The following is a 25,556-nucleotide window of genomic DNA, read 5'->3' on the forward strand; positions in this document are numbered from 1 at the left end:
ACACATGTCACCCGCCTCTGAGCATATCCTGGATTGGTCGTGCGGTCTTCGCGATGCGACAGGTGCCATGAGCGCAGTTGCCTAACACGTCTCGTCGCCTGCACGGGTCGTCAGCCTTGAATATGAATGGGCGTCCCATTGGGAACAAGTGACCAAATCTCGCGCATCTCGGCATTGGTCACTGCAATGCAGCCATCTGTCCAATCGTATAAGCGGTGCAGGCCGCCAAGAAACCCCCAGCCGTTAATGATCCCGTGAATCATGATAAGCCCGCCTGGGTCGCGCCCGTGAGCCTTAGCATGGGCGCGGTCGGCGTCGTTGGGGTATGATATATGCAGGCTTAGATGGGCAATTGAACGGGCATTGCGCCAGTCAAGCGTGTACCAGCCTTCGGGTGTGCGCTGATCGCCTTCGAAATGCTTATGCCCTTCGGGTGCGCGGCCCAGAGAAATAGCATAGCTGCGAAGCAACTGATCGTCACGCCACAGTTCCAGCCGTCGTTCTTCCTTGTAGACACGAACCAGATCGGCCTGCTGCGAAGCATCTGCCATTTTCGGGGGCACGCCAGAGCCAACGCGCATCATCACCTGCGTGTAGGCGACAGTAACAAACGGCAATAGCAGCAAGAGCAGGGCCATCAAGGCCCATGGGTGCCGTGTCATCCGAATCCTTTCCTGTGTAGCCGGCTAGTCTGGGACATGGCCGCATCGTAACCGATATCGGCCAAGTGGCCTACCGTTGGGGCCTTGTTGCACGGACCTACGATGGTTTGAGTTTGCCCTTACCCGCTCATTTGGTCAAGCGACGACCTCGAACTTGGCACGGCCAAGTTCGGTCATCTTGTTCAGAATGTGGGTGCCGATCTTGGCTTCAGTTTTCTGGTTGGGAAAGCTGCGCGCTTTCAGTTTGGGGCCGATGACCATCTTCCAGCGCCCCATTTGTGTTTCACCGCGGCTGCGCTGATTGTATCCGCTGCTCACCTGCCAGGCCATACGCCCGCCTGTGCGTATTGCGGCAATGCGCTGGTCGCGCAGCGTTGGATTGCCCACAGCCTCGGCGCTGAGAACCGCAGTCTTGGGAGGCGGAATAGTGATCTCGACATCAACCCCAAACAGCTTCACGAGCAAGTCGCTGGTCGGGTCGCCGTCATAGGCGCCGTCATAGGCGCCGTCGGCGATGAAGCGGGTCACGTCCCCGTCAATCTGATCCAGAAGCTCTGGCAAGGCGGTGGGATCACCCACACTGTCGGTGGTCAAATCCGTGCAGGCAATCTCGCCGGTGACAAGGTCCAGCCCAAGATGCAGCTTGCGCCAGGATTTGCGTTTGGCCTTTGTTTTGTGCTTGTTTTCCAGCCACTCGCCTTCGCCAAAGATCTTCAGGCCCGTGCTATCTACCACCAAGTGGATAGGGCCATCCGTCGACGCGCGCGCTTTCATTGGCAAGATCAAACCGGCCCCGCGACGTGACAGGGTCGAGTAGTCGGGCACCAGCAAATCCAGCCCCATCAGCTTCACCAGGCTGCCTACAAACCCTTCGGTCTGGCGCAGCGGCTGGTTGTAAACGATGCCAAGTGTCAGGCAGGTCACAATAGACAGGTCAGAATAAACTGGCTGGCCACCCCGTGTCTTGCGGCGCTCTGCACGCCATGCAGCTTCAACCTCGGGGCTTAGCCAAATTGTTACATCGCCCCGCCGGCGCAGGCTTTCGTTATAGCCAGCCCAGTTCGTAATGCGGTACCGCTTCTTCTCGAACTTGTGCCGGCGGCCATCATTGAATTTATGCGGCATCAACGCTATCCAATCGATCAGGGAAACGGCCTCCTAACAGAAACCATAGGGTCCATGCAACAACGCCGTCGGGGTCGGATTGCAAGGCGCGTGTCATGATTTAGGATAGCACCTCGCGGCGGATAATGCCAGCTATAAGAGCAATAAGCGCCGTATCTTGCAGCGCTCCTCTATGTCCAGTAAGATTGCATTATCGGACACTATAGGGCATGCTGCAGCACAGTCTCAAAATCAGCGGTTTTTCGGGGAAAGTATGTCGGAAGAACACGAGAAATCGATCTCAGCGTCCATGGACACGGTTGAAAGTACTCAGGTCGACGAGAGCGCGCAAGAAAAAAGTGATGGCATTGCCCTGCCCGCGCATGTTGCGGGCTCTGGCCCGCTCGATCGCCTTGTGGAGACCGCGCGGGACTATGCAAGCGCTGCGGCGTCCGACAATACACGATCCGCCTATGCCAAGGACTGGGCGCATTTTGCGCGCTGGTGCCGGATGCGCGGGGCGGACCCCCTGCCCCCGTCGCCGGAACTTGTGGGCCTTTATATCGCTGATCTGGCCGCACCACAGGGCCACGGTCCAACCAAGCCCCCTGCCCTATCGGTTGCCTCCATCGAGCGCCGCTTGTCTGGCTTGGGTTGGGGCTATGCGCAGCGCGGGCTGCAGCTTGATCGCAAGGATCGCCATATCGCCACTGTGCTGGCCGGTATTCGGCGCAAACATGCGCGCCCACCCGTGCAGAAAGAAGCGATCCTCGCAGACGATATTCGCGCCATGGTGGCCACCCTGCCCCATGACCTGCGCGGGCTTCGCGACCGCGCCATCCTGCTGATCGGCTTTACCGGTGGGTTGCGGCGATCAGAAATCGTCAGCCTGGACCGGCACAAGGATGACACGATGGACTCTGGCGGCTGGATCGACATCCTTGACGGCGGCGCGCTGATCACCCTGCGCGGCAAGACCGGCTGGCGCGAGGTTGAAATCGGGCGCGGGTCATCCGACCAGACCTGCCCTGTTCATGCGCTGGAACAATGGCTGCATTACGGACGCATCAGCTTTGGGCCCATATTCACCGGCGTCACCCGCGATGGCAAACGCGCGCGCGAGACTCGTCTGAACGACAAGCACATCGCGCGGCTAATCAAGGCTTGCGTGATCAAGGCGGGCCTGCGGCCCGACCTGCCCGATGCGGAGCGCGTGAAGCTCTATTCCGGCCATTCCTTGCGCGCGGGTCTGGCCAGTAGCGCCGAAGTCGATGAGCGCTATGTCCAGAAGCAGCTTGGACATGCCAGTGCAGAGATGACCCGCCGCTATCAGCGCAGGCGTGACAGGTTCCGCGTCAATCTCACCAAAGCGGCGGGGTTGTGACTATTTGCCTTCGGGTCCGACATGCGGACGCTATCTGCCACATGGAAACAGGTCGAGACATTTCTTGATCAGGAGCCGGGTTTCAAGAAACACTCAGAAGATACCGCGTTGATCTGCCGCCTTCGGCCCCTTTGAAAACTGCTCCGACTGCTTCCAGTTCAGCCAGGTCGCGTGTTGCAGTGGCAAGAGAGACGCCTGCTATCTTCGAATATGGACCCGCGCTGATACCCTCGGATACACGCCGAGGTCCTTCAGCAAAGAGGCGGCGCAACACCTTCTCACCCCGCTGTGAAAGGTTGGAAAAGCGCATGAAATATGCGTTGCGCATAACCAAGAACCTGGCCTCTGCCTCTGCCTCAACGATCCCGGCCGTCAGGCGCTCGAGGAACCACAAGACGAATGGAGTTGCGTCAATATGATCCCCAGACACCATTCGCCCAGCCTGAAGTGCCCGGTAGTAACCTCGTTTATCAGACTCAATCTGGCGCGACAGAGAAAACGGCAAGGCAGCGTCTTGCGCAAAGATATATTCAATAAGGGCCCGGCCAATCCGCCCATTCCCGTCGCTGAAAGGGTGAATCGACTCAAACCAAAGGTGAGCGAGGGCCGCACGGACAGGCACCGGACGACGGTCAGTTTGCAGGTTGGTCAAAAATTCTTGCATCATAGCTGGCACGCGGTCATGCGGTGGTGCTGAGTAAAGAACCTCTTCCTTGCCGACATTCGCACCACGCACGATCACGATCGGGAAGCTCCGCCACCGTCCTTTATCTTCCAGATCGACACCGTGAAACAAAAGTTGGTGCCAGTGGAACAAGCGATCCTCGGATAAAGCCCCCTGCCCTTCTCTGGCTTCCAGCATCAAAGTTGCAATGGCGTCTGTACGTCGTTGGGGCTCGCCGCCCCGATGGGCCAGTGACGCTACGACGGATGCTTCGATATCCTCTGTGCGAAGGATCGCCCCCTCGATTGCGAAACTGGCTACAGCTTCGTTGGTTACGGCCCGCATAAAGGTTTCGCGCCGCTCTTCCGCGCTCAAAGCCATCTGCAACCCTTTGATGGACCCGAGACGTGCTGAGAAATCTGCCAGCGGGCCTTCGGTCGCCGCTGCATCATGTCGAAAGTTGGGCCAGGAGGGTGTTTGCCAAATATCCATGAGGGGAATATGCCAACTATTCCCCTCATAATCTAGCGCTTTATGATAGGATTAACGACGCTATTCTCATCATCTGATCCAGTTCTGCGCAAGACCGCCTGGCGCGAGATCGGGCGCAGGTCTGGCCGGCAGCGCCGAGATCGATGAACGCTATGTCCAGAAACAACTGGGCCATGCCAGCGCCGAGATGACCCGCCGCTATCAGCGCAGGCGCGACAGGTTCCGCGTGAATTTGACAAAGGCGGCGGGACTGTAGCCCCCTGCCCTACTCTGTCGGACCCGAAAGCAAGCGCGCCAGCATGTGGCGAATATGATCCTGCGCCCCGAAGAAAACCGCGATCACGACAACACAGGCCCGATCTTGGTCTGGCAGAAACCAGATCGCCGTCTTCTCAAGTCGAACGAAACGAAGATTTGCCCTGATGTCAGGACGTAGCGTTCCGATGAAGGGCGACTTCGCCAGCGTATCTATTGAAGACCGGATACCTCGGACCCGCGCAGCTGCCCGGTTGAGCGCCACATCCGGACCTTCGCCCAAGTCGACATATGACCGCGCGAGATGATCGAAAATCAGCTCGAAGTCCCATTCCGCTTCCGCCGAAAATTCAAGCTCCCACATTGCCCGACTTTTGTTTACGGGCAATCATTTGCTCGATCTGGGCATCCATTTCACCGGCAGAGATTATCGACCCGGACATGCGTCGGTCCACGAGTTGCCGCAACGCAGCCAGTTCTAACTCTTCAGCCTCATTCTTTTGCCGAAGCAGTTCCAGACCCTGCTGTAGCACGGAACTGACGCTGGAATACTGCCCCGACTCTACGAGGGTTCGGGCAAAGCGCGCTTGCGGGTCTGTCAGGGAAATCGAAGGTTTTACGGTCATGCCAAGGCTCCTTTCCTCAAAGGGTAGCACCTAGTAGCACCAAATTCAAGTTCAGGATCGCCCGATGGCGTTTGAACAGTCCCATTTCATTGACGTCTGCATGATAAGGCGTTCGGAGGAATAGGGGAGCCTTCCACACGGGCGCAATGGGTCGTTTATTAGTCGTATCCGTAACTGCAAAAGGCAGGTTTTGATGCCCCTGATAGGCTACGCGCGTGTATCTACTGAGGATCAGACCCCCCTGCCCCAATCGCAGGCCCTGAAATCCGCCGGCTGCGCCGAGATCCATGAAGAACAGGCTTCTGGCGGTGATCGTGCACGGCCGGTACTGGCGCGGGTACTGGAACGCGTTGGCAAGGACGACACGCTGGTGGTGGTGCGCATCGACCGGCTGGCGCGGTCGCTATCGCATTTGCTGGAGGTGATTGAACGGCTGGAAGCCAAGGGCGCGTTCTTCCGGTCCATTCAGGACCCGATCGACACCGCATCGCCGCAGGGAAAGTTCACGCTTCAGGTGCTGGGCGCAGCGGCGGAATTTGAACGCGCGCTGATCCGGGAACGCACCAAGGCCGGCCTCGCCAGCGCGCGAACAAACGGGCGTGTAGGTGGGAACCCTGGCCTGCGCGCGCGGGATCCGGCAGCGATGCGCAAGGTGCGGCTTGCACGACAGGACGGCTACATGGAACGCCTGAACGAAACCGCGCAGGACTGGGTGCCCCATGTGCGTCGGCTGCGCCCCGATCTGGCTTGGGAAGACGTGGTGCGCATCATCAATGGCCCCTTGCCCGAGACCCGGCGCTGGACGCAAAGCCGTCTGCTGCGCGCCGTGAACGCCTATATCCGCGATGGGTTCCTCCCTGCGACCGTGCTTGATCGCGCGGGCCCGCGTGCGCGAGATGACCGCCTGCCCGCCATCGTCGCGGGAATCAAGGGCGCCGATCCCGACATTACGCTTCAGGCCATCTGCACCCGGCTGGAAGCGATGCGCGAGCGCACACCACGTGGGCGGACAAGCTGGCAACCATCATCAGTGAAAATGTTGCTGGAGCGGGCCGCGCGGCTGGGACTCTTGTAGGTGCCTATGGCCCGAAACCGATCTGTCCCGTCCAACCATCAACTCTCAGAATCACCGCCACACACGGCTTTTTTTCAGTGAAATGGCCAATCAAGGACCAGGGTTTGTTCAAATGAGCAAAATCTAGTGAGGCCAACAAGCCGGGCTTGGCGCATAAAATATTATTTATAATCAATATTTTATCAAGAGGTTACTACATGTTCGACCATTGGTGGTGTGGATAACTTTTACACTACATTTAGATTCTTCTTGCCGGAGCCGGACGTTCGTGGCATTTCCGTACTGACGGCAAAACGCGTCAGACGCAGCTTCGACCGTCAGAACGATAGAGAGCCTTAGCAAAGGCCAGAAGAGGCGGCAGTGTATGGATGATAGAAACACAGGCTACACGCAAGGAATAGGCTCATCAGACATAGGAGCGTTCGCGGACAGCCTGGCCGAGTCGCTTGATCGGCAGATGAAGGTTGCCTACGAGCCTGAAGAACGCAAAACGTTGCGCCGATTCAGCTCCACTGAAGTTGCCGAGCTCCTGCGTGTTAGCACGTCCAACCTGCGGAATCGCCACAAGGACGGCAGCTTCCCTGAAGTTCATACTGACGGTCGCGGTCACAGGTTCTACACGGCCGAGGAAGTCGAAGAACTTCGCAACATTTTGGCGCGGACAGGCAAAAACGCTGACGCATATCGACCCGGTCGCCGACAAGGCGACCGCCTTCAGGTCATATCGGTCGTAAATTTCAAGGGCGGCAGCTCGAAGACAACTGCGACGATTCACCTGGCACACCGCTATGCCCTCCGCGGTTACCGTGTGCTCGTGCTGGATCTCGACCCTCAGGCCAGTTTGACAACCTTTTTCGGTTTCCGGCCTGAGCTTGAATTTGCCGACGGCGGCACGATCTATGACGCCTTAAGATACGAGGGTCAGGTGCCACTCTCGGAGGTAATCCAGAAGACATACTTCCATAAGCTCGACATGGCCCCGGCCGGCTTGATGTTATCCGAATACGAGACCGAGACAGCGAACGCTCTCGCGCGTCGTGTTCAGCCGATTTTCGCGGAACGTCTCGCTTTGGCCTTGGAAGAGGTCGATTCCGACTACGACATCGTGTTAATCGATTGCCCTCCCCAGTTGGGCTTCCTGACATTGACGGCATTGGCAGCGTCGACTGGCCTGCTGGTAACGGTCGTTCCCGGCATGCTTGACATCGCGTCAATGAGCCAATTTCTCAAACTTGCTTCGGAAACGGTCAAAGCCGTCGAAGAGGCGATCGGACGGCAAGTTACTTGGGACTTCGTGAAGTTCCTGATCACACGCTACGAGCCATCGGACGGTCCACAGACGCAAATGGCTGCGTACCTACGTTCGATCCTCGCAGGCCAAGTCATGACTGAGCCGATGCTGAAATCGACAGCCATATCTGACGCGGGCATGACGCAGCAAACTATCTACGAGGTAGATCCAGGCCAGCTTATTCGGAAGACGATTGATCGGGCTTTGACCAGCGTGAACAGCGTTGCTGATGAGCTTGAACAAACAATCCAAATGGCATGGGGGCGTCGCTGATGGGCAGAAATATCTTCAACCAGCCGCCGAAAAATGCCGACCAGCCAGCCGCCCCCTCGCCTGCCCCGGTTAAGTCCACGAAGCTGCCCGGCTCAGTTGGCGGGTTGCGGGATTCTCTGCGGGAGATCACGGCCAACTCCATCCGAGACATAGAGCCCGACCGGATCGACATGGATGGTCTTCGCGACCGCCTGATCCTGGAAGATGAAAGCATCGATGAACTTGCCGAGAGCATTCTCAAGCATGGTCAGCAGGTGCCGATCATGGTCCGCCCGTCGGATCAACCTGATCGATACCGTATTGTCTACGGTCGTCGCAGGCTTGCGGCAATTCGCAAAACTGGTGGCACAGTCAAGGCAATCGTTCGAACGCTCGATGACGATGCTTCGCTCATTGCCCAAGGCCAGGAAAACAACCTGCGCCTAGACCCTTCATTCATCGAGAAATCTCTGTTCATCAAAGAGATGCAGGAAGCGGGATACAAGCCCGGCGTGATACAGGACGCCTTGGGACTAACGCGGCAGGGTGTATCGAACCATCGCGTTGTCATCGAGCAGCTTCCCGAAGAACTTGTGCGACTTATCGGTCCAGCTCATGGCGTCGGTCGGCGGCAATGGAGTAATCTGGCTACACTTTCATCGAAGGTGCCCGTTTTCGACATTGCGCGCGAGACACTGAACGGCCTTCCCGAAGCCACATCGAGCGCTGACAAGTTTCAGGCTGTCTACGCAGCGTGTTCCAGCAAGACGCGCCGCGCATCGAATATGAGCGGCGGCCGAAAAACGACAGCAGTCAAGGACGAGAGCGGTCGCCCTGTCGGCCACCTTTCGGTCGACGGCAAGTCAATCGCCATCAAGATCATTCGCAAGGACAACCCGGAATTCGGCAACTGGCTCGAAGAGCGCGCAGAATCCACGCTGCGGCAGCTTTTTGAACAGTGGCAGGATGAGAGAGGTTCGGGGTCCTGATCCCCGGACACAACCATAACCACGAGCAGAGGAGAAAGGCGAAGACCAGAAAGAAAAGAGCCCCCCAAGGTTTCCCCCGGAGAGCCCTCATCATCTGATTAGCACCTATGATGTAGCAACCTCCGTCATACCGGTCAAGAGTCACCGATTCGGTGGATGACTTTTTATTGCCTTTTCTTGCATAAAGTCGCGGGAAGAGCCGGGGAAGTTGTGGGCCGTAACGGTCTTTGTGCAGCAAACATGGCATTCACAAAACTTTCCATCCAATCCGCAGAGGCAGGCATAGGCACTGCTGCTGCTTCCACCCCTGAAACCGACATCTGGGTAATCTTCCGCGCACTCAGGGACACGCGCAGCCTTTTCGGGCTCCGGCCCGGGCATGTCCAGACACTTCAGGCGATGCTCAGCTTTCTCAGGCCGGGGCATGGTGATACGGTATTCGCGTCCAACACCGAGATCTGCCGCCGCATTGGCGGGGTGGATGAGCGGACACTGCGTAGACATATTGATCGCTTTGTAGAACTCGGCTTCATGAAACGCCACGACAGCCCGAATCGCAAACGGTACCGGGTTAAGTCATCAGATGGGCTTACGATCAGCTACGGAATATCACTCAGTCCGCTGCTAGAGCGCGCGAAGGAGTTGCTTGCCGCAGCGCAGGAGATGGAGAACGCCCGCCGTGACCGGATATTCTTGCGAAAGCAAATCCTGACCAAACTCGATCAGCTCGAAGAAGTTGACCCAGAGAACGCATTCGCGCGTGAAGTGCGTCGCGTGCTGCGGCGGAAAATCTCGATCGCCGAGTATCACGCGCTGCTGGATGGGATCGCTGGCCATTGTGAAGACATGTCCACCGCGGTGGACGCACCAGATACACTGCAATTGCCCGCCAATGACGGGCAAAATGTCCGGCACCATTCTAAGTCTGAAAAAGAACAAAAAGATTTAGAACTTACAAACGACCGCGCAGCAACAACACTGCAAATCTTGACGACAATTTGTGACCAAGCCCTGTCGTTTACCACCACCTCACTTAGAACCTGGTCCGACGTCGAGAACCACGCCCGAACACTGGCTCCGATGATGGGTATCCACACAACCACATTCGAAAGAGCCGCTAGGACGATAGGCCCAGAGAAAGCTTCTTGCGCAATCTTCATAATCCTTCAGCTCGGCAACCGTATCAAAGACTTTGGAGCGTACTTCCACAGTATTACGCTAGGTCGCAGGGAAAGTAGCTTTAATCCAACCCTTCTGCTGGAAAGGCTTTCTCGTGTGGAGACTGCATGTGCATGACGTCCACCGCGGTGGACATGCTGAGAGGAAGAGAAGGGCTGTGGAGGGTTTGACGGGAAGTGAGATCGGGAGAGTGGCTTCCGGCGCCCGTTGTGGAGATGAACTGATGGCGAAATCCGCTCAGAAATTACCCTGTCCGCATCCAAGGACATCCCCTTCGACAAGCTCATGCTGAGCCAGTCCAATGTGCGGCGCATCAAGGCCGGTGTGTCTGTCGAGGAACTGGCCGAGGATATCGCGCGGCGCGGATTGCTGCAGGGCTTGAGCGTGCGGGCGGTGCTGAATGACGATGGCACTGAGACCGGCATGTATGAAATCCCCGCAGGCGGTCGGCGGTTTCAGGCGCTGGCTTTGCTGGTGAAGCAGAAGCGCCTGGCCAGGACAGCGCCCATTCCCTGCATCCTGCGCGAGGCTGGGTCTGACATTCTGGCGGAAGATGATTCACTGGCCGAGAATATGCAGCGCGTCGCTGTTCATCCGCTCGACCAGTTCCGCGCCTTTGTCATGCTGCGCGAGAAGGGGCAAGGTGATGAAGCGATTGCCGCGGCCTTCTTTGTCACGCCGCAAGTGGTGAAGCAGCGGCTGAAGCTGGCCTCTGTGGCCCCTGCCCTTCTGGATGTCTATGCCGAAGATGGCATGACCCTCGAGCAGCTCATGGCCTTTACCGTCAATCCCGATCACGCCCGCCAGATGCAGGTCTGGGATGTGATCTCATCCTCGTGGAACAAAGAGCCGTTTCAGATCCGGCGGATGCTGACGGAAACCTCGGTCCGCGCCACGGATCGGCGTGCCGTGTTTGTCGGGGCTGAGGCTTATGAAGCCGCAGGCGGCACGGTTCTGCGCGATCTGTTTCAGGGCGATGATGGCGGCTGGCTTGAAGATGTCGCGCTGCTCGATCGTCTTGTCGCGGATCGGCTGCAGGCTGAGGCCGAAGCGATTTCTTCCGAGGGCTGGAAGTGGATCGAGGTCGCGCTCGACTTGCCCTACGGTTACAGCCACGGCCTGCGGCGGTTGTCCGGTGATCCGGCGCCACTGAGCGATGAGGAGGGCACGTCCCATGCTGCGCTGCTGGCTGAGTATCGCGCGCTTGAGGGTGAGTATGCCGGTCAGGATGAAATCCCCGAAGAGGTTGATGCCAGGCTGGGGGAACTCGAGCAAGCCATGGAAGCCATCGAGGCGCGGCCGCTGATTTTCGATCCGGACGAGGTCACGCGGGCAGGGGCCTTTGTGACCCTTGACCGTTCGGGGCAGCTGTCAGTTTACCGTGGCTATGTCCGCCCAGAGGATGAGCCGCGCGCAGAGACCGCGGTCCAGGATGGCAGCGAGGCTGGAGCTGTGCAGATGGGGCAGGGGGGTGATGTCGGGCTTTCAGCCTTGGGTCACGTTGACAGTGATGCCAATGCCCATGTCGGGACCATCATCACATCGGGCGGGCATCCGCTCGGGGCTGGTCTGCCGGAGGACGAGGATGATGGTGCCCTGAAGCCTTTGCCCGAGCGGCTGGTTCAGGAATTGACTGCACATCGCACCTTGGCTTTGCGCGAGGCCCTTGGCCGGTCTCCCGATGTTGCACTCACGCTGCTCTTGATGAAGCTGGTGGGTGACACGTTCCACAGCGCGGGGGCGGCGTCGGGCGGTTGTCTTGAGGCCTCGGTCCGGCAGGTCTACTTGCCTGCGCAGGCGCCGGATCTGAAAGACAGTGCCGTGGCCATCGCTGTCGATGACCGACATGCGGCCTGGGAAGCGGATCTGCCCCTTGGCGATGACGCTGTCCTCTGGGACTATCTGACTGTGCTCGACCAGGGCAGCCGCCTGTTGCTGCTGGCACATTGCCTCAGCTTCGGCGTCAATGCCCTCCATGAAAAGGTCAATCCGTATGGCGCGGGCATTTCGGCCTCTGGCCTGACCCGGCGCATAGCGCAGGCCGATCGGCTGGCCCAGGCTGTCGATCTCGACATGGTCGTGGCAGGCTGGGAGCCCACGTTCGACACCTATCTCAACCGTGTGCCCAAGGCGCGCATTCTGGAAGCCGTGCGCGAGGCGAAAGGGGAGGGGACAGCCCAGCTTCTGGATCACCTCAAGAAGGGCGAAATGGCGACCGAGGCCGAGCGGCTGCTCAAAGGCTCCGGCTGGTTGCCCGAGGCCCTGCGCCGCGCTGATCTGGCAGCACTGGACGGCGAGGATCGTGTGGAAGGGCAGGGGGCCGATAGTGGCTCTGAAGCCTTGGAAAATGTCAGTGATGCTGACCTTCCGGCTTTCCTGACCGATGATCTGCCGCCTGCTGCCGAGGCCATGATGGCTGCCGAATAGGCAAAGCCACCCGAGGGCGGGGAAACCCGCCCTCACTTCCCTTTATCGTAACAACATTAACAGGATGCGGTGCAATGCTCGCATCCGGGATGAGGAACCATGTCTGCAACAACCATTCTCAACACAGCCCCCCTGGGGGCGCTGATCCGCTATACCGACCACACCCCCAAACCACCTGCGCGCTTCACGCGCAAGCTCGCGGCCTGGGAGCGCTCCAACGGTGTCGGACGTCTGGTCAAGAAAGAACCGCCCCGCGTCTACGCGACCTGGACTGCGCCGGCGAGTTTCACACTGCATGAGGGGAATTTCGCCTCGGACGGGGTGATCCTTGTCACCATCATGCGCAGCCATTCGGCTGAGAGCCAGCTTACATTCGAAGTGGCCGAGGAGCCCAAGCCGGGGCAGGTGCGCGTGCTCCTGGATTTCGGTGGCAACACGGAACTGCTGCATCTGGCGCAATCTGTCACCGCAGCCGATCTGTGGATCGCCAAGGAAGGCTACAGCAATGCCCGCCTCGAGATTGTCGGCGAGGACAGCGATGGGGCAGGGGGCGTGGATCGCGCCGCCTGAGACGTTCGAAAAACGGGGGGGGGTCCGCAGGTGCGGGCCTCTCCCACAAGATAACCTGTCGCAACGGCTCACAGGCAAACGCGCGCCCGAGGCGCCATCCCCAAGGAAGACATCCGCAACCATATCAGGTCAGCAAGGCTGGCGAAAACCCATGCATCTTCGGGACAAAAGGCTCCTGCCGTCAAGGCACCATCCCCCGCTCGCCATGCCCTTCCTTGGCCCAAATTCTGGCATCGAGATCAACCCGCAAGGGGTCGGACTACGGGCATGCCCGTGCCGCCGGGTGGATTCGGCCCCGTTTGAAGAGGGGGGCCGAACGCACCCGGTGATGTCAGCCAGTCTTTGGCCCTGCGGGGTCCTGTCGTGCGGGGGATGGTCCCTCGCCTCCAAAGACAGGAGCCAAAAAAATGTCCCGCAAAGATGCATACGCCTTCGCCACTTCCCTCGCCGCCACGCTGATGGTCTCGATCGTCGTCTTCCAAGCAGGGGATGGCACCTATGGCGCGGTCCCCGCCGATGACATCGACGGCGACGAGGTCGCTCTCGTGGAAGAGATCAACCCGTGGGAGTAATTCCCACGGGTTTTGCGAAAGCCCCGGGCATGGCGCATGGCGCCCCCGGGCCCATCGCCGTCCCGCGCCAAAACGCGGGCGCGACATAAGGGGCCAATGTGATTGGCCTGCGATCCATACGCCGACTTGACCGCCGCACGTCAACAAAACAGAGCGCGCCGTTTCGGCTGCGCGCCAAAAGCGGCCGGTCGATCTGATCGCGCGCGGCTTGTTGCAGCGACTCGAGCAGGGATGCGCGATCCGCCCATGCCCTGCTGGGCCGACGACGTGCCCGGCCCATACCTGCCGTACGGCCTGTCACCCTGCTGCGCGGCAGCATTCGTCAAAGCGGCCGTAAGGGCATAGCACAGCGATATCCTAACAGCCCTGGGGTGTTGTTGCAGAATGGCGGCTTGAGGGGTGACTTCCCCTTCCCCCTTCAGGTTCAGGTCACGCGGTCGATCTCGGCGGTGCCGAGGGCATTAAAGCTGTGCGTAAGGGCAACGCGGATGTGGATGTTGGCGGTCTGGCGGCCAGGGTCTCTCGCGGTGATGCGCTCGCCGAAGGATTTCAGGCAGCGCGTCTTAGCTTCGGCGCGACTTCGGACGTGATATCCGGACCACCTCTATCTGATCCGCTGGGGTCTTGCCTGAAACCCAAGGAAATGCTTAACTGTGCTGGGTATTCTTGTGCTGAAAGGGCCTGCTGTGACCTACCAGAAGGTTAACACTGAGATGGTGAACGACCGGGCGAAGCTTTTGATGCATCGCCTGGTGGCTCGTCGTATCTCGCAGCAGCCCGAGCTGATCGAGACGGTCAAGCGTACGCTGTCGACAGGCCCTCGCTCCTTGAGCAGCAGCCAGGAGTGGCTGGAGATCCTGGATCGTACGCCGGAAGAGGTCCGTAAGATGATCACGTCCCGGTCGTCCCAAATGACCCGCCTCCGCGTCAGCTCTCCCTTCTTCTCCGTTGCTGACCTCAAGGATCCGACGATCCGCAAGAGAGTCTGGAAGATCGCGAAGAAGGGAAAGACCCCGAAGATGCGGACACCGGTCTACGGTGAGTGAAGTCCGCACGATCGAAGATCTCGAGCGCGCTGTTCGCGCGCTCGCGACTCTTTTTCGCACTGACGCTGTCGTGATCATCGGCAGCCAGTCTGTCCTTCTCGAATGGCCTGACGCTCCCGTATTAATGCGGACCTCCGGTGAGATTGATGCTTACCCGATCAACTGGCTAGGATGGGAGCAGGACCACCCTGGCGATGAGGCTTCGGAAGAGATCAACGCGCTTTTCGGTTGGGGATCGATGTTTCACGAGGCCCATGGCTTCTACATCGACGGTGTAGACGCCAACACTGCCACTCTGCCGCCAGGATGGCAGGATCGCGTCATCCACCTCGCTGTTCAGCTGGATGGTGCCACAGTGACCGCAATCGCCCCCTCCCCCGAGGATCTCGTCGTCTCGAAGCTGGCCCGCCTCGATGAGAAGGATATCGCCTATATCCAGGAGCGGCATCGATTCCGGCCATTGGACATCGAAACAGTTGCGGATCGTTTGGCCGCAACGGAGATAGATGATGCAACGCGAAAATCCGCATTAGCCTTCCTGTCGTCCCTGGCGGAAGTTTGACCACCACCTCTCGAGATCGTCCATCTCTTTCTCGATCTTCGGCAGCAGCCTGCTCAACTCGCGGCTATGTGGGCCCTCCCCCTTCGTGCACCAGGATCCATCAACGCCTCGAAAGACGTCACCGGTGATCACGCCCTTCAGAGCTGCTGCAATGACCGGACGGTCGCGATCGAGCATCTGTTCGCAGAGACGGATCGCCTCAGCGTGGGTGGGATCGCTGAAGTCATCATTCGTCATCGTAAGCTCCTCAGCCGCCGCCAGAATTTCAAAGGTCTCTCCGTATTTGTCGATGACCTTCCTGGTGGCCAAAATCATCCTGTGAAAGCCCAATTATCGCTGCGACGCGCCCGAACGGCTGCTATCTCAGATTGCTGAGAATGCAGTGCTGCACGTCCGAAAGTCAGCTCTCCGCCCTTCGCGTCACCCGACACATGCTGCACCAAGTGGGACAGTTCATAATGAGGCTTGCCTGCCTTTTCCCGGGCTATTTCGACAACAGCTCTTCAGTGATCAAACCGACAATGCTGCCGTGCGCGAAGCTGGTATCAGGCTGCTCAACGCGGGACAGGGACTTGGCGATGTCAGCGGGCATATGACCATGCTGCAAGAGCAGTGATATGAGAACACAGGCATCCTGCACCATGAACTCAAGCTGCGAGCCTGATTTGAAACCAGCAGAATAGAAGATTTCGCGAGGGCGGTTTGAATCGCGGGGATCATATCCAAGCGAGAGATACACGGTATGGCCGTCAGCAGTCGTGATCTTGCGCGTTTCTGTTAGACGGCGCGTCGGTATGTCATAACGCGGTTCGGGCTGATCGCGGTAATCGTCCATGGGAATGTCCTTGTGTGGAAGGGCGCAGGGGCGGCTCAAGCCGCCCCTTTGCTCACTGGTCTTTCACCGCCAGGCGGCTGAACTCATCGCCTGCGAGAGTGACGCCATACACGGTTGCGCCATCTTTTTCGTAAGAAGTCTCGCGGATCGTGCCGCGCGTGTGAACGAGATCACCCACCTCGATGTTGTCCTTGATCCAATTGACCGTCTTTTCGTTGAAGATGGTGACGGTATTCCAGAAAGGCTTGCTGTCCCAAGAGCCGTCTTCGGCGCGCTTGCCGTAATCGGCTACGACCGAGACTTTGAGCGTCGAGCCTGCTTCCGTGACCTTGCCAACGCGGCCAATGATCTGAAATTCTGCAAAGGTTTTCATGGTCTTCTCCTTACTTGAGGTTTCGATGTTGAACGGGGATGCGTGCTGGTGATGCAAGCAAATGAAAAAACAGAGTGTCTGCCGAAGGGAGAAGCCGTTTTTTCATTTGCAGGGAATGGCTTGTCCGTGACGGGTTGCGAAGAGCCAGTAAAGCTAAAGAACCGTTGTTGAAACCGCGAGGGGAAGGCTGTTCCTGCGCATTACCAGTCTTTGGCTTGGCAAAAAATCACGGCGCTGATCACACAATCTCACGCGGCTGAAGCGGAGTGCGCAGCACACATTGGACAGAAAACGGGAATGCTGGCAGGCTATCGTAACGAGGGCAGCCGGATCGCGACTTCGGGGCCGGTCAGGGTTGTCCACACGCGCGGCGCTATTCCAAGGCTTGCGCAACATGGCGATAGTGCATGGCGTTTTCTTGGGGGCTGAGCTTCGCTGACAAGGCCAGATCAGAGAGCCTGAGTTGGGAGAGATGCGCATTTATTCCACCATGGTGGGGGCAAGCCCAAAACGTTGCAGACAAACGGAAATGCGGCACAGCAAGTCTTCATCGCAGGGTTGGATGTTCGGAAGGTGTCGCGCGGCTTCGCGCAGATCATTTTTGTTTTGAGAGACAAGATACTTCGCGATGCCGCCCCCGAATTGCAGCGCAGGCAGGTAATCGAGCACGGGCCGATCTTGTCTCTCCGCATCTTCAAAGGCCATGGATAGAATTGCCAGAAGCTCCTTGCCGCATAGGCGGTGAGGTTCGACAAAATCGGGCATGATGCTGATCTGTGACATACAGAGCAAGGATATGATTTCGTCGAAGGCGGCGGTTTTCCATCCCCGACGTGGAGATTGAAGAAGATCAGCAAGTGGCGCGAGCTTTGGGTGCAGCCCCCGCACGGTATCAATGTTTGCCATATTGGGGAATGATATGACGCCGCGATAGCAAAACACACAGGGGTAGTAAGTGTCGGGGGCCAGGATGATCTGGACATACACATCATCCAGAGGATCAGCCGCACGGAAGCGTGCGATGTTTGGCTCAAACAGAATAGGGTCGCAAAGCGAAGGTTTCGTCAGCATGGGATTGGCTTTGCCCCTTTGCAGAAGTTGATCCATCGCGTTCTGACCGACGGATGGTCGAGCTTCACGCCGTGCTGTGCGAGATTCTGTCGGAACTTCAGCGCCAGCATGTTCATGCAGGGCCGTCATCGGCCCGATGGCACTCGGATGCGTAAGGGCGCCCCGGCGGTCTAATCAACGCTCTACAAGTCGCGTCAAATTTTCAGGGCGTCTTCGTTCATTCCTGCCTCGAGGGCCTCTTTGAACCAGTCTGGTTTGCGGCCTCGGCCCGTCCAGGTGAGGGCGGGATTTTCCGGATGGCGGTATTTCGGCGATCCTTGGGTTTTGCTCTTTGCCTTCCCCGAAATGGCCATTACGTCCTCGAGCTTCACGCCCATTTCACGGGCATAGCCTTCCAGCTTGGCGCGGGCCTCGGCGAGTTGGCGCGCCTCGAAGCTCTCTACCGCCTTCTGAATATCTTTCTGGTATTTTTTCAGCTCCTCAAGCGACATCGCGTGCAAATCCATTGGGGCCTCCCTGACAAATGATAGTTCAGTCTATGCCAAACGGAGACGCAAAAAGAAACCCGCTATTGCGGGCGTCTGAATGCTCGGGTCGAAAGCAACCAATGTCGGCCGCGCTGAGCGTGTCAGGTGCCAGCCAGTGATAGGCCCAATGGGCGGTAAGCGGACCGATGCAGGTGCGGCAGCGCGCTCACCGCGTGCGGCCAAAGCGGCCCTTCATCGAGGAGCCGGAATGGACCCAGCATGCCCCACCGCGCCTTTGCACATCGAGCCCATGGGTGGTCATTCGCCTTTCAGAAAACTCGATTGCGCGCCTGACACTCCTCCCTGAGGCAGGTGTTTCAAATATCAGCCGATTGCCCATAAAAAACAGGTTCAAAACCGGGGTGCAGCCCTGTCTGCGACACAGCGGTACGTGATCAAGCACTGTTCGAGCAACAGCACTATCGACCGAGTGTGAACTTTTTACATGTACTTTCAACCTACCCCCACCTCTGGCGTCACAGGCGTTATTGTTGCAACCGCTTGACTTCCTGTGCCGAGCACCGCAAAAATCTTGCCATTGTGTGTATGGGGTTTGGGATGACTGCCTTTCTTGGCTTTTGCCATGTCAGCGGTGGGGATGCCCCGTCTCAGCTTATAGCCGCTGCCTTTTGCGCGGATCGCCCCGAGTTTGAGGCGCTGGTTGGTGCTGCGCTGGCGGCGCAGGGTTATCGGCTGGACTGGGCCGAGGATGTGTTGCCTGCAGGCCCATGGGTTGCCCGACATCCTTCCGCAGGCGGGGCAGCGCTTGCACGTTTGGTGCATGAGGGTCGTCACGTTGCCCTTGGACCAATGACACCGCTGGGTGGGGTCAACGCGCCACAGGATGAAGCTCAGGACTGGCTGCATGTCGAAGAGATCGGCCCCATTACTCCGCTGGATGCGCAGTTTGGGGTGCATCCGAAGAAATCCGTCCCCGATGCCCTGCATGACGCGCTGTTCGGCCAGCCCGAGCCGAGCGAGGCCGAGCGGGCGGCTTTGAGCGACGCCCCGCCGCCTCTGGTCACCTATGCCGTTCTGGACGCGGCCAAGATGCCCTATCTGCTGACCAGCCTGCTGGACAGCTCCGGCCTGCGCTATCAGTCGCTGTTTCAGGGCGCGGCGCAGGAAGAACTGGGGGAACACGCGCCTTACCTTGTGGAACTGAAGGACGGCCACGACTTCACCCGCCGCCTGTTTACCGGGCCAGACGGGGTTGGCGGGCTGTGGGACAAGGAACTGGGCATCTTCATCCGCTCGCGCGCAGGGTTTGACGCCCTGCGCAAGCACCTGCGGAAGTTTACCCGCGTGCAGGATGAAGACGGCAAGTGGTTTTATTTCAGGTTCTGGGAGAAAAGTGTTTGGGCGGCTGTTCTTTCGGATGAAGGTTTAGGTAAGCATCCGATAGCCGTTGGTTTTTTAGCAAAACTTATATTGCTGGTTCCGAAGGTTGATTGCCGCGATGCCTTCTTGTCTCTTCGATACAGCAAGGATTTCAAACCCGAGGTGCGCGCGCCTGTTCTTGATCGCCACCTGCAGTCCGCATTGAACGCAGAAATAGACAGGCTGAATGAGTTAGGAGAAATCAAGGCTGCTCTTTCTGGCGAAGCCTTGGGGCATATGACAGCCGAAGATCGCTATGAAATGATGAAAAGCCTCCGGTTCTGGTTGATTGAAATCGGGTTTGGCCAATCGGACCAACGCCTTACCGCGATGCGTCTTTTGATTGACAAAGGCCTCTTACAGGGCAACCCTTGGCCGCAATCCTTGCAGCAGATGCTGGCCGACCCCTCACGTGGTATTGGCGTTCGTCTTTGGCTGCTAGAAAACAAGGATTGGATGTAATGTCAGAGGTTCACAGGTCCATGTGGATCAGGCTGGGCATTGTTGGCCTTGGCGCTGTTGTCTTGATTGGTGTATTAGTTGCAAATATATGGAGCAGGTCTTTGCAAGATTACTTTGTTGAATCCAAAACGGTCTGTGCCGGGCGCTATGATCTCGACATTCCCGCAACCTTTGACATCCGTATTAATTCCGCGCGGCTCAACGGCTTTGCAGTGGAGCCGCTTGGACGGATGGACCGGGAGGCATTTGAGGCGACCGTCGACGCGCGCCGCCGTGCGCTTCAGAACGGGATCACCGATCTTGCGGGAGAGACAATTCGCCTGCGGTGGTGGCGCGACAGTGCGGATGTCCGGATTCTCGCAGTGGATGTCGATTTTGACGTGCCGGGTATGACTCTCGGTGGCTATGATGTTGAAGCCTATCGATTGATAAATGGACAGCTCTTCAAGATATCCGGCGTAGTTCTGGACGCGCGTGAGTCCCGGGACCTGACAAATCTTATGGATGTGGCCGCGGGTCTGCGTGTGGGCGATGGTCCCGGTTTTTGTTTTGACGGCGGACGATACCCTGATGTGCTGCCTACGCAAGGGGTGAGCGCCTTTATCCACGACCCGGCCCTGACCGGCTATGGCCTGCGCCTCTCCATTTACGAAGGGACGTCCGCGCCATCGGATATCGCGGACCCGGCTGGAACCCGCTCCCTGCGCGCCAAGCGGCGGCAGATCGCAGGTCATCGTGGGTATGAGGTTCAGATCGTGACCCGTGGCGAAACGGGGTACGATAACCGGGAGGTCCTGAAATTTCTTGCCTTTGCCGGGAAAGCTGGCCGCCGGGGCGAGCCCTTTGTCAAGATCTCTGCTACCTTGTTCAAGAACGCTGCAAGCGCCGATGCCCCGCCCTATGATGTGGAAATGTCGCGCGCCCTGTGGGACCTGGTTTTGACCAGCCTGCGCACGAGGCAATAAGATGACCGGTAGCGCGACACAATCTTGCCCGATTAATGTGATTTGCCCAATCGTTTTCATCCCGGGCATCATGGGAAGCCGACTCAAGAGAGCAAGTGACGGTGACGTTGTCTGGGACCCAGGGTCAGGGTCCTGGGATCAGGCCAAGAATGCGTTCGAGTTAGCGACATCGAGGGCTGCGGCGAAAAGAGAACTTCTCGTCGGTGAGCCGCGCGCATCATTTTCATCCGATTACCTGGAGGTTGACCACAATAGTGCGGGGTGGAAGGCCGACCGGGGCTGGGGCGGGATGCTGGGAACCTATCAGCCGTTCATGAATTGGCTTTCGCGTAATGAGGTCACGAAGATTGACGGTTGCATGGTCAGGATCCAGTTCGTGGTCTGGGCCTATCCTTACAATTGGACGAATTCCAACCGTATGTCTGCCGCAGGCCTGGGCGAGGTAGTAGCAGAGGCCGAAAGCGCCGCAAGGGCCGAAGCCGCCCGCCTGAACCGTCAGGCCATGAAGCCTATCCTGGTCACGCATTCCATGGGGGGCTTGGTCTCACGGGCCTATACGCAGATCCTGGGCAACGCCGGCGACGTTCATGGCGTGATCCATGGTGCGATGCCCACCAATGGGTCGCCGGAGCTTTACAAACGCATTCGCGGGGGGTTTGAAGGGGCGACAAGGTCCGTTCTGGGCCGCAATCAAGCGGAGGTGACGGCAACGGCAGCAAATATGCCCGGGCCGCTGGAACTGGCGCCGAACCGTGTTTATCAGGACGTTCCGGGACGCCGCCCGTGGCTTCGGGCGCTTGATGGGATGGGCAACGAGCTGTGGGCCTTGCCCCGTGCTGATCCTTACGAGGAAATCTATTTGAATGCGACGGACTGGTACCGGCTTGTGGATCAAACCTTGCTTGATCCCGACGGGGATGCCGAGGCCGCGTGGCGGGCCTATCGACGCCAGGTCAACATAGCCAGGAACTTTCATGCCGAATTGGAAGGCAGCGGGTTTCACCCAAATACACGGATGTTCTATGGCACGGGCCGCGATACGCGCGATCATGTCGCGTGGCGGCCAATGGAACGTTTCGCGGGGGCATATCCGGTCAATCCGGTTGCCACCTTCTCCTCCGGGCGGGTCAATCTGCGCGGCAGCAACCCCGGCAATCCGACAGGTCCGGCGACGTTTGGCCGGACCCTTCAGATGGACGGACCAAGGGCGCAGGGCGATGGCACTGTCCAGGCAGGCTCCGGGCTGCATGTGCCCGAAATGTCAGTTGCGGTGACGGATGGCTTTGACCATCAGAAAGCATATGACTCCCGTGATGCGCGCGAACTTACCCGTGATTGGTTGGTCGATATGGTGAAAGAGGCGGTGGCATAGCGGGCGAATTGAAGCAGTGATCGCAATGGCTGCCCAACAGCTCGTCTAATCTCATATTGAGGCCGGATGACAGGCGGCGTGGTGACCGCGGTTCAAGGTCGCCCCATGACAAAGCTTTGATGCTTCACAACAGGCGCGTGTCCATGCCGAAATTGTTGCAGCGGCGGGTCCTGCCAATCCACAGGTCAACGCCATACTCGCGCGCTGGTAATAGATCGGTCACGGTATGATTGTGGTTTCGGTCTATCCTGTTGGTGAAGGATGCCCCTGCAGGGCCGCGCTGCGCCAAGCCGGCCGGTTTGGCCACGATCAGAGGAGCTGCCCGGCGAGGACCCGCTGCGAGCACGAATGGCCGGTTCGGCGACGCGGCAGCGCAGCATGCTGCCCGTGCCGACCGGCTGCAAAGGGCCGAGCATGTCGATCTGGCCCCTTCCAGTGCCGAACGGACCTTATGGTTCAGGCTGACAGGCCATTTCGAGCCCCAAAGGCACCAAAATTCTGCCAGGCCGCGAACGTCTGCATCTCTGAAACTGATGTTATACCAATCAGCATTGATCAGAACTCTTGAGCCCAGTCGCGGGTTCCAATGGAGGTGATTGTGTCGGGCATGCTGACCAATTTGTTCCAAGCCTTGCAGCAATGATCTACGATGTCTTCATAGGTTTCGAAGATGAGGTTTGATAGCCAGTTGTCTCGCATGAATTGCCAGATGTTTTCGACTGGATTGAGTTCTGGGCATTTTGCGGGGATCGGGATGATGGTGATGTTGTCCGGAATGACCAGCTTGTCAGTCATGTGCCATGCGGCTTGATCCACGAGCACAGCCCCATGTGCTTTGGGTGCGACAGTTTGGGAGATTTCAGCAAGATGCAGGGCCATCGCTTCGGTATTGCACGCTGGCAGCACAAGACCTGCAGCTTTCCCGAGGGCTGGGCAAATCGCTCCAAAGATGTAGCTTGAACTCGTGCGCTGATCATGTGGGGCGGAAGGTCGCGTACCGCGCTTCGCCCATCGGCGCGTGATCTTGTTTTTCTGGCCGACACGCGCTTCATCTTGGAACCAGACTTCGATCACAGTGCCTTGCAGGAGCCGTGCGCGGAGCTTTGCTACTGCGGCTGCAAACCCTTTTTTTTAAAGTCCTCCAGTGCGGCTGTATCTTGCGCGTGATGGCGCGGGCGTGCTGTGAGTTTGACATAACCAAGCGCCCTGAGTTCCCGGCTTATCGACGTCTCGTGAAGTGAAATCCCAAATGTGTCTGCAATCCATTTCCTCAGATCACTCAGGCGCCAGCGGACGACCCCATGGACCGATAAGGTCGGACCGCTCTCAACAATTGCAGCAAGCGCCCTGCGCTGCTCATCGTTAAGCTTAGACTGCTGACCAGGAGCTTTGCCGTTGATCAAGCCGTCAGGCCCGCGGGCATTAAACCGCTCCACCCAGTCACGGACAATTTGTAGGCCAACACCACCAATCCGAGCAGCATCGCTGCGCCGACCGCCATCATAGATCTCCGCCAGCGCCAAAAGCCTGCGGGCTTGGTTGGCATCCTTTGTCTTTCGCGCAAGTTCTCTCAACTTCATGCCGTCGTAGTCTGTCCGTAACGCGAGCGCTGCGCCCATAGAGAGGCCCTCCCCAGAAAATCTGACGCCATTGAGTCAGATCTTCATAGATTTGGGAATCCCAAAACCCTCAGAAGAGTCAGATTTCGCGAGACTTGGTATTAGGTAGCTTGACCCGACATCCATATTTCGCAATATTGCGATGTATGGATATCGGCAAAACCCTCTCAGCCCTCAACAACCCGGTCCGCCGCCAGATCCTTGCGTGGCTCAAGGACCGTTCCAATTTCCCGCCAGCCCTGCCGGAACACGCCAACCTGACAGGTGTCTGCGTCGGCTACATTCAGGAGAAGGCGAATCTTTCGCAATCGACAGTGTCGACTTACATGCGTCTGCTCAAGGATGCGGGCCTCGTTACGTCCGAACGACATGGCCAATGGACCTTTTACAGCCGGAACGAAGAGGCCATCGCGGCGGTGTTGAAAACGCTGGCAGAGGAGATGTAGCCATGACCATCAGTGACCCCCTCATTCTGCCAAACGGCGCCACACTGAAAAACCGCATCGTGAAATCCGCGATGTCAGAGGCGCTTGCCGATGAATACAACAATCCGACCCAGGCCCATATCGATCTTTTTGCGCAGTGGAGCGCAGGGGGCGCGGCATTGCTGATCACCGGAAACACACCTGTGGACCGAGTGCATCTCGAACATGCGGGCAACTTCGTTCTGGACCCCGATTCAGATATCGAGCGCGTCTCGGCACTGGCCGCATCAGGCAAAAGCGGTGGCGCAAAAATCCTCGTGCAACTTGCCCATGCCGGCAGACAAACCCCCGAGGCGATCAATGCACGCCCCACATCTGTTTCAGACGTCCAACTGGATTTGCCCGGCTACGGCAAACCGACCCCGGCAAGCGAGGCCGAGTTCAAAGAGATCATCGCGAAATTTGTCCGGTCTGCAAAGATTGCAGAAGACGCGGGGTTTGATGGCGTCGAGATTCATGCCGCACATGGCTACCTGCTGAGTTCGGCCCTGTCGCCCCGGATCAATACCCGCACCGACCGTTGGGGCGGCGCACTGGAAAACCGGGCACGGCTGGCGCTCGAGGTGGTCAAAGCGGTCCGCCACGCTGTCGATCCGCGCTTTATCGTTGCCGTCAAACTGAACTCATCCGATTTCCAGAAAGGTGGCTTCGACCATGCCGAGGCTGTTCAGGTGGCTGTCATGCTGGAAGCGGAAGGCGTGGATTTCATCGAAATCTCCGGCGGCAATTTCGAAGAGCCGACGGCATATCAGCACGCGTCGAAAAGCGGATCGACGCAGATACGGGAAGCCTATTTCCTCGACTATGCTGCCGCAATCAAATCTGCCCTGGCCATTCCCCTGATGGTCACCGGAGGCTTTCGATCCGCGAACGTCATGAATGACGCCATTTCCAGCGGCAAAACCGACCTGATCGGGATGGGACGCCCCTTTATCGCCGATCTAGGGTTCGCCGCCAGATTGCTGAGTGGCGAGATCACCAAAGCACCCTTCGTTGAACAGAATTTCCCGCCTGCCGACACCTTGCCGCGCGGGGCGGTCCTCAACTGGTTCTGCACACAGATCGCACTTGCAGGGAAGACAGGGGCACCGGACCTCACAATTTCTCTGGTGGATGGGCATAAGAGCTACTTGAACCAAATCAAACTGGCCACCGAGCGGCTGCTCGAAGCAAGACGCGATTGATTTCGGTCTAAAAGAAGGCTTCGAAAGCTACTCATAGCGGTCATTGATTCAGGTTCGATGGAAGGCAGGTTCGTCCCGATCAGCGACGTTCAATAGCAAAAAATGCTGCGCGATGCACGATTGGCCGGTTTGG

Annotated in this window: 27 protein-coding genes and 2 pseudogenes; 16 read left to right on the top strand and 13 right to left on the bottom strand. The window is 58.3% G+C overall.

From position 1 onward, the window contains the following. Positions 1-110 precede the first annotated feature (110 nt). Together BD293_RS21110 and BD293_RS21115 are read right to left on the bottom strand one after the other, a co-directional pair. A complete protein-coding gene (locus BD293_RS21110; protein ID WP_142085703.1) occupies positions 111-662 on the bottom strand; it encodes a L,D-transpeptidase family protein in 552 nt (183 codons plus the stop codon). Positions 663-797: 135 nt separating this feature from the next. After that, positions 798-1,787 (bottom strand): IS5 family transposase, encoded by a 990-nt coding sequence (locus BD293_RS21115; RefSeq protein ID WP_142085705.1) that lies wholly within the window; start codon positions 1,785-1,787, stop codon positions 798-800. A gap of 253 nt (positions 1,788-2,040) precedes the next feature. Here BD293_RS21115 and BD293_RS21120 point away from each other — a divergent pair, with 253 nt between their 5' ends. After that, on the top strand, positions 2,041-3,150 hold the full coding sequence (locus BD293_RS21120; protein ID WP_142085707.1) for a tyrosine-type recombinase/integrase: 1,110 nt from the start codon (positions 2,041-2,043) through the stop codon (positions 3,148-3,150). Between the two features lie 82 nt (positions 3,151-3,232). Here the strand turns inward: BD293_RS21120 and BD293_RS21125 are convergent, their stop codons facing one another. Continuing rightward, complete coding sequence (locus BD293_RS21125; protein WP_142085709.1) at positions 3,233-4,306, bottom strand: Fic family protein; 1,074 nt, start codon at positions 4,304-4,306, stop codon at positions 3,233-3,235. Between the two features lie 115 nt (positions 4,307-4,421). Here BD293_RS21125 and BD293_RS23260 point away from each other — a divergent pair. After that, positions 4,422-4,562, top strand: a pseudogene (locus BD293_RS23260) (integrase); the annotation flags it as partial. 9 nt (positions 4,563-4,571) lie between these two features. Here the strand turns inward: BD293_RS23260 and BD293_RS21135 are convergent. Both BD293_RS21135 and BD293_RS21140 read right to left on the bottom strand, forming a co-directional pair. Then, positions 4,572-4,925, bottom strand: coding sequence for a type II toxin-antitoxin system RelE/ParE family toxin (locus BD293_RS21135; protein ID WP_142085711.1), 354 nt, complete (start codon positions 4,923-4,925; stop codon positions 4,572-4,574). After that, on the bottom strand, positions 4,912-5,187 hold the full coding sequence (locus BD293_RS21140; protein ID WP_142085713.1) for a ribbon-helix-helix domain-containing protein: 276 nt from the start codon (positions 5,185-5,187) through the stop codon (positions 4,912-4,914). Before BD293_RS21140 ends, BD293_RS21135 begins: the two co-directional genes overlap by 14 nt. A gap of 193 nt (positions 5,188-5,380) precedes the next feature. Here BD293_RS21140 and BD293_RS21145 point away from each other — a divergent pair, with 193 nt between their 5' ends. The 7 genes from BD293_RS21145 to BD293_RS22865 all read left to right on the top strand — a co-directional run bounded on the left by BD293_RS21145 (position 5,381) and on the right by BD293_RS22865 (position 13,542). Next, positions 5,381-6,262 carry a recombinase family protein gene (locus BD293_RS21145; RefSeq protein WP_142085715.1) on the top strand — a complete coding sequence of 294 codons (882 nt, stop codon included), beginning with the start codon at positions 5,381-5,383 and terminating at the stop codon, positions 6,260-6,262. Between the two features lie 364 nt (positions 6,263-6,626). After that, the gene (gene repA / locus BD293_RS21150) at positions 6,627-7,826 is read left to right on the top strand and encodes a plasmid partitioning protein RepA (RefSeq protein ID WP_142085717.1); all 1,200 of its coding nucleotides are present in this window, start codon (positions 6,627-6,629) and stop codon (positions 7,824-7,826) included. Further along, positions 7,826-8,794, top strand: a complete 969-nt coding sequence (gene repB / locus BD293_RS21155; protein WP_246086435.1) for a plasmid partitioning protein RepB — start codon at positions 7,826-7,828, stop codon at positions 8,792-8,794. The genes repA and repB overlap by 1 nt, the downstream gene beginning before the upstream one ends. A 240-nt stretch (positions 8,795-9,034) precedes the next feature. Then, positions 9,035-10,090 carry a plasmid replication protein RepC gene (gene repC / locus BD293_RS21160; RefSeq protein ID WP_142085721.1) on the top strand — a complete coding sequence of 352 codons (1,056 nt, stop codon included), beginning with the start codon at positions 9,035-9,037 and terminating at the stop codon, positions 10,088-10,090. Positions 10,091-10,258: 168 nt separating this feature from the next. Then, complete coding sequence (locus BD293_RS21165) at positions 10,259-12,400, top strand: ParB/RepB/Spo0J family partition protein (protein ID WP_142085723.1); 2,142 nt, start codon at positions 10,259-10,261, stop codon at positions 12,398-12,400. Positions 12,401-12,499: 99 nt separating this feature from the next. After that, positions 12,500-12,970: a hypothetical protein gene (locus BD293_RS21170; protein ID WP_142085725.1), complete on the top strand. Its 471-nt coding sequence runs from the start codon at positions 12,500-12,502 to the stop codon at positions 12,968-12,970. A 407-nt stretch (positions 12,971-13,377) separates the two neighbouring features. After that, positions 13,378-13,542, top strand: a complete 165-nt coding sequence (locus BD293_RS22865) for a hypothetical protein (protein WP_170207283.1) — start codon at positions 13,378-13,380, stop codon at positions 13,540-13,542. A 424-nt stretch (positions 13,543-13,966) separates the two neighbouring features. Here BD293_RS22865 and BD293_RS21175 read toward each other — a convergent pair. Then, a pseudogene (locus BD293_RS21175) lies at positions 13,967-14,146 on the bottom strand (IS5/IS1182 family transposase); the annotation flags it as partial. A gap of 49 nt (positions 14,147-14,195) precedes the next feature. On the opposite strand from BD293_RS21175, the gene BD293_RS21180 reads away from it, so the two are divergent. Further along, positions 14,196-14,588: a hypothetical protein gene (locus tag BD293_RS21180; protein ID WP_142085726.1), complete on the top strand. Its 393-nt coding sequence runs from the start codon at positions 14,196-14,198 to the stop codon at positions 14,586-14,588. Then, complete coding sequence (locus BD293_RS21185; protein WP_142085727.1) at positions 14,581-15,150, top strand: DUF6036 family nucleotidyltransferase; 570 nt, start codon at positions 14,581-14,583, stop codon at positions 15,148-15,150. The genes BD293_RS21180 and BD293_RS21185 overlap by 8 nt, the downstream gene beginning before the upstream one ends. Here the strand turns inward: BD293_RS21185 and BD293_RS21190 are convergent. The 6 genes from BD293_RS21190 to BD293_RS22870 form a co-directional block, all read right to left on the bottom strand. Further along, positions 15,118-15,465, bottom strand: coding sequence for a hypothetical protein (locus BD293_RS21190; protein ID WP_142085728.1), 348 nt, complete (start codon positions 15,463-15,465; stop codon positions 15,118-15,120). The two genes, BD293_RS21185 and BD293_RS21190, sit on opposite strands and share 33 nt — an antisense overlap. A gap of 169 nt (positions 15,466-15,634) precedes the next feature. Continuing rightward, complete coding sequence (locus tag BD293_RS21195; RefSeq protein ID WP_142085730.1) at positions 15,635-15,985, bottom strand: TSCPD domain-containing protein; 351 nt, start codon at positions 15,983-15,985, stop codon at positions 15,635-15,637. A 52-nt stretch (positions 15,986-16,037) separates the two neighbouring features. Then, on the bottom strand, positions 16,038-16,358 hold the full coding sequence (locus BD293_RS21200; protein WP_142085732.1) for a single-stranded DNA-binding protein: 321 nt from the start codon (positions 16,356-16,358) through the stop codon (positions 16,038-16,040). A 480-nt stretch (positions 16,359-16,838) separates the two neighbouring features. Continuing rightward, positions 16,839-17,465, bottom strand: a complete 627-nt coding sequence (locus BD293_RS21205; protein ID WP_142085734.1) for a hypothetical protein — start codon at positions 17,463-17,465, stop codon at positions 16,839-16,841. Positions 17,466-17,623: 158 nt separating this feature from the next. Further along, entirely contained in the window at positions 17,624-17,935 is a 312-nt protein-coding gene (locus tag BD293_RS21210; RefSeq protein ID WP_142085370.1) for an H-NS histone family protein, read from the bottom strand. Positions 17,936-18,409: 474 nt separating this feature from the next. After that, positions 18,410-18,874 carry a hypothetical protein gene (locus BD293_RS22870; RefSeq protein ID WP_170207284.1) on the bottom strand — a complete coding sequence of 155 codons (465 nt, stop codon included), beginning with the start codon at positions 18,872-18,874 and terminating at the stop codon, positions 18,410-18,412. Between BD293_RS22870 and BD293_RS21215 the strand changes: the two genes are divergently transcribed. From BD293_RS21215 to BD293_RS21225, 3 genes are all read left to right on the top strand, one after another. After that, entirely contained in the window at positions 18,869-19,798 is a 930-nt protein-coding gene (locus BD293_RS21215; RefSeq protein ID WP_170207285.1) for a DUF4123 domain-containing protein, read from the top strand. The genes BD293_RS22870 and BD293_RS21215 overlap by 6 nt on opposite strands. A 101-nt stretch (positions 19,799-19,899) precedes the next feature. Continuing rightward, on the top strand, positions 19,900-20,763 hold the full coding sequence (locus tag BD293_RS21220) for a T6SS immunity protein Tli4 family protein (protein ID WP_142085738.1): 864 nt from the start codon (positions 19,900-19,902) through the stop codon (positions 20,761-20,763). 313 nt (positions 20,764-21,076) lie between these two features. After that, the gene (locus BD293_RS21225; protein ID WP_142085740.1) at positions 21,077-22,135 is read left to right on the top strand and encodes an esterase/lipase family protein; all 1,059 of its coding nucleotides are present in this window, start codon (positions 21,077-21,079) and stop codon (positions 22,133-22,135) included. A gap of 555 nt (positions 22,136-22,690) precedes the next feature. On the opposite strand, the gene BD293_RS21230 is transcribed toward BD293_RS21225, so the two are convergent. Next, positions 22,691-23,754, bottom strand: a protein-coding gene (locus tag BD293_RS21230) for an IS630 family transposase (RefSeq protein ID WP_142079576.1) whose coding sequence is annotated in 2 segments (ribosomal slippage) — positions 22,691-23,266 and positions 23,269-23,754 — 1,062 coding nt in all. Because the reading frame shifts where the segments join, the coding sequence is not laid out codon by codon here. A 146-nt stretch (positions 23,755-23,900) separates the two neighbouring features. Between BD293_RS21230 and BD293_RS21235 the strand changes: the two genes are divergently transcribed. Further along, the gene (locus BD293_RS21235) at positions 23,901-24,200 is read left to right on the top strand and encodes an ArsR/SmtB family transcription factor (protein ID WP_142085742.1); all 300 of its coding nucleotides are present in this window, start codon (positions 23,901-23,903) and stop codon (positions 24,198-24,200) included. Positions 24,201-24,202: 2 nt separating this feature from the next. Further along, positions 24,203-25,423, top strand: coding sequence for an NADH:flavin oxidoreductase/NADH oxidase family protein (locus BD293_RS21240; RefSeq protein WP_142085744.1), 1,221 nt, complete (start codon positions 24,203-24,205; stop codon positions 25,421-25,423). Positions 25,424-25,556: the final 133 nt, after the last annotated feature.

The sequence above is a fragment of the Roseinatronobacter monicus genome (assembly GCF_006716865.1).
Taxonomy (GTDB): domain Bacteria; phylum Pseudomonadota; class Alphaproteobacteria; order Rhodobacterales; family Rhodobacteraceae; genus Roseinatronobacter; species Roseinatronobacter monicus.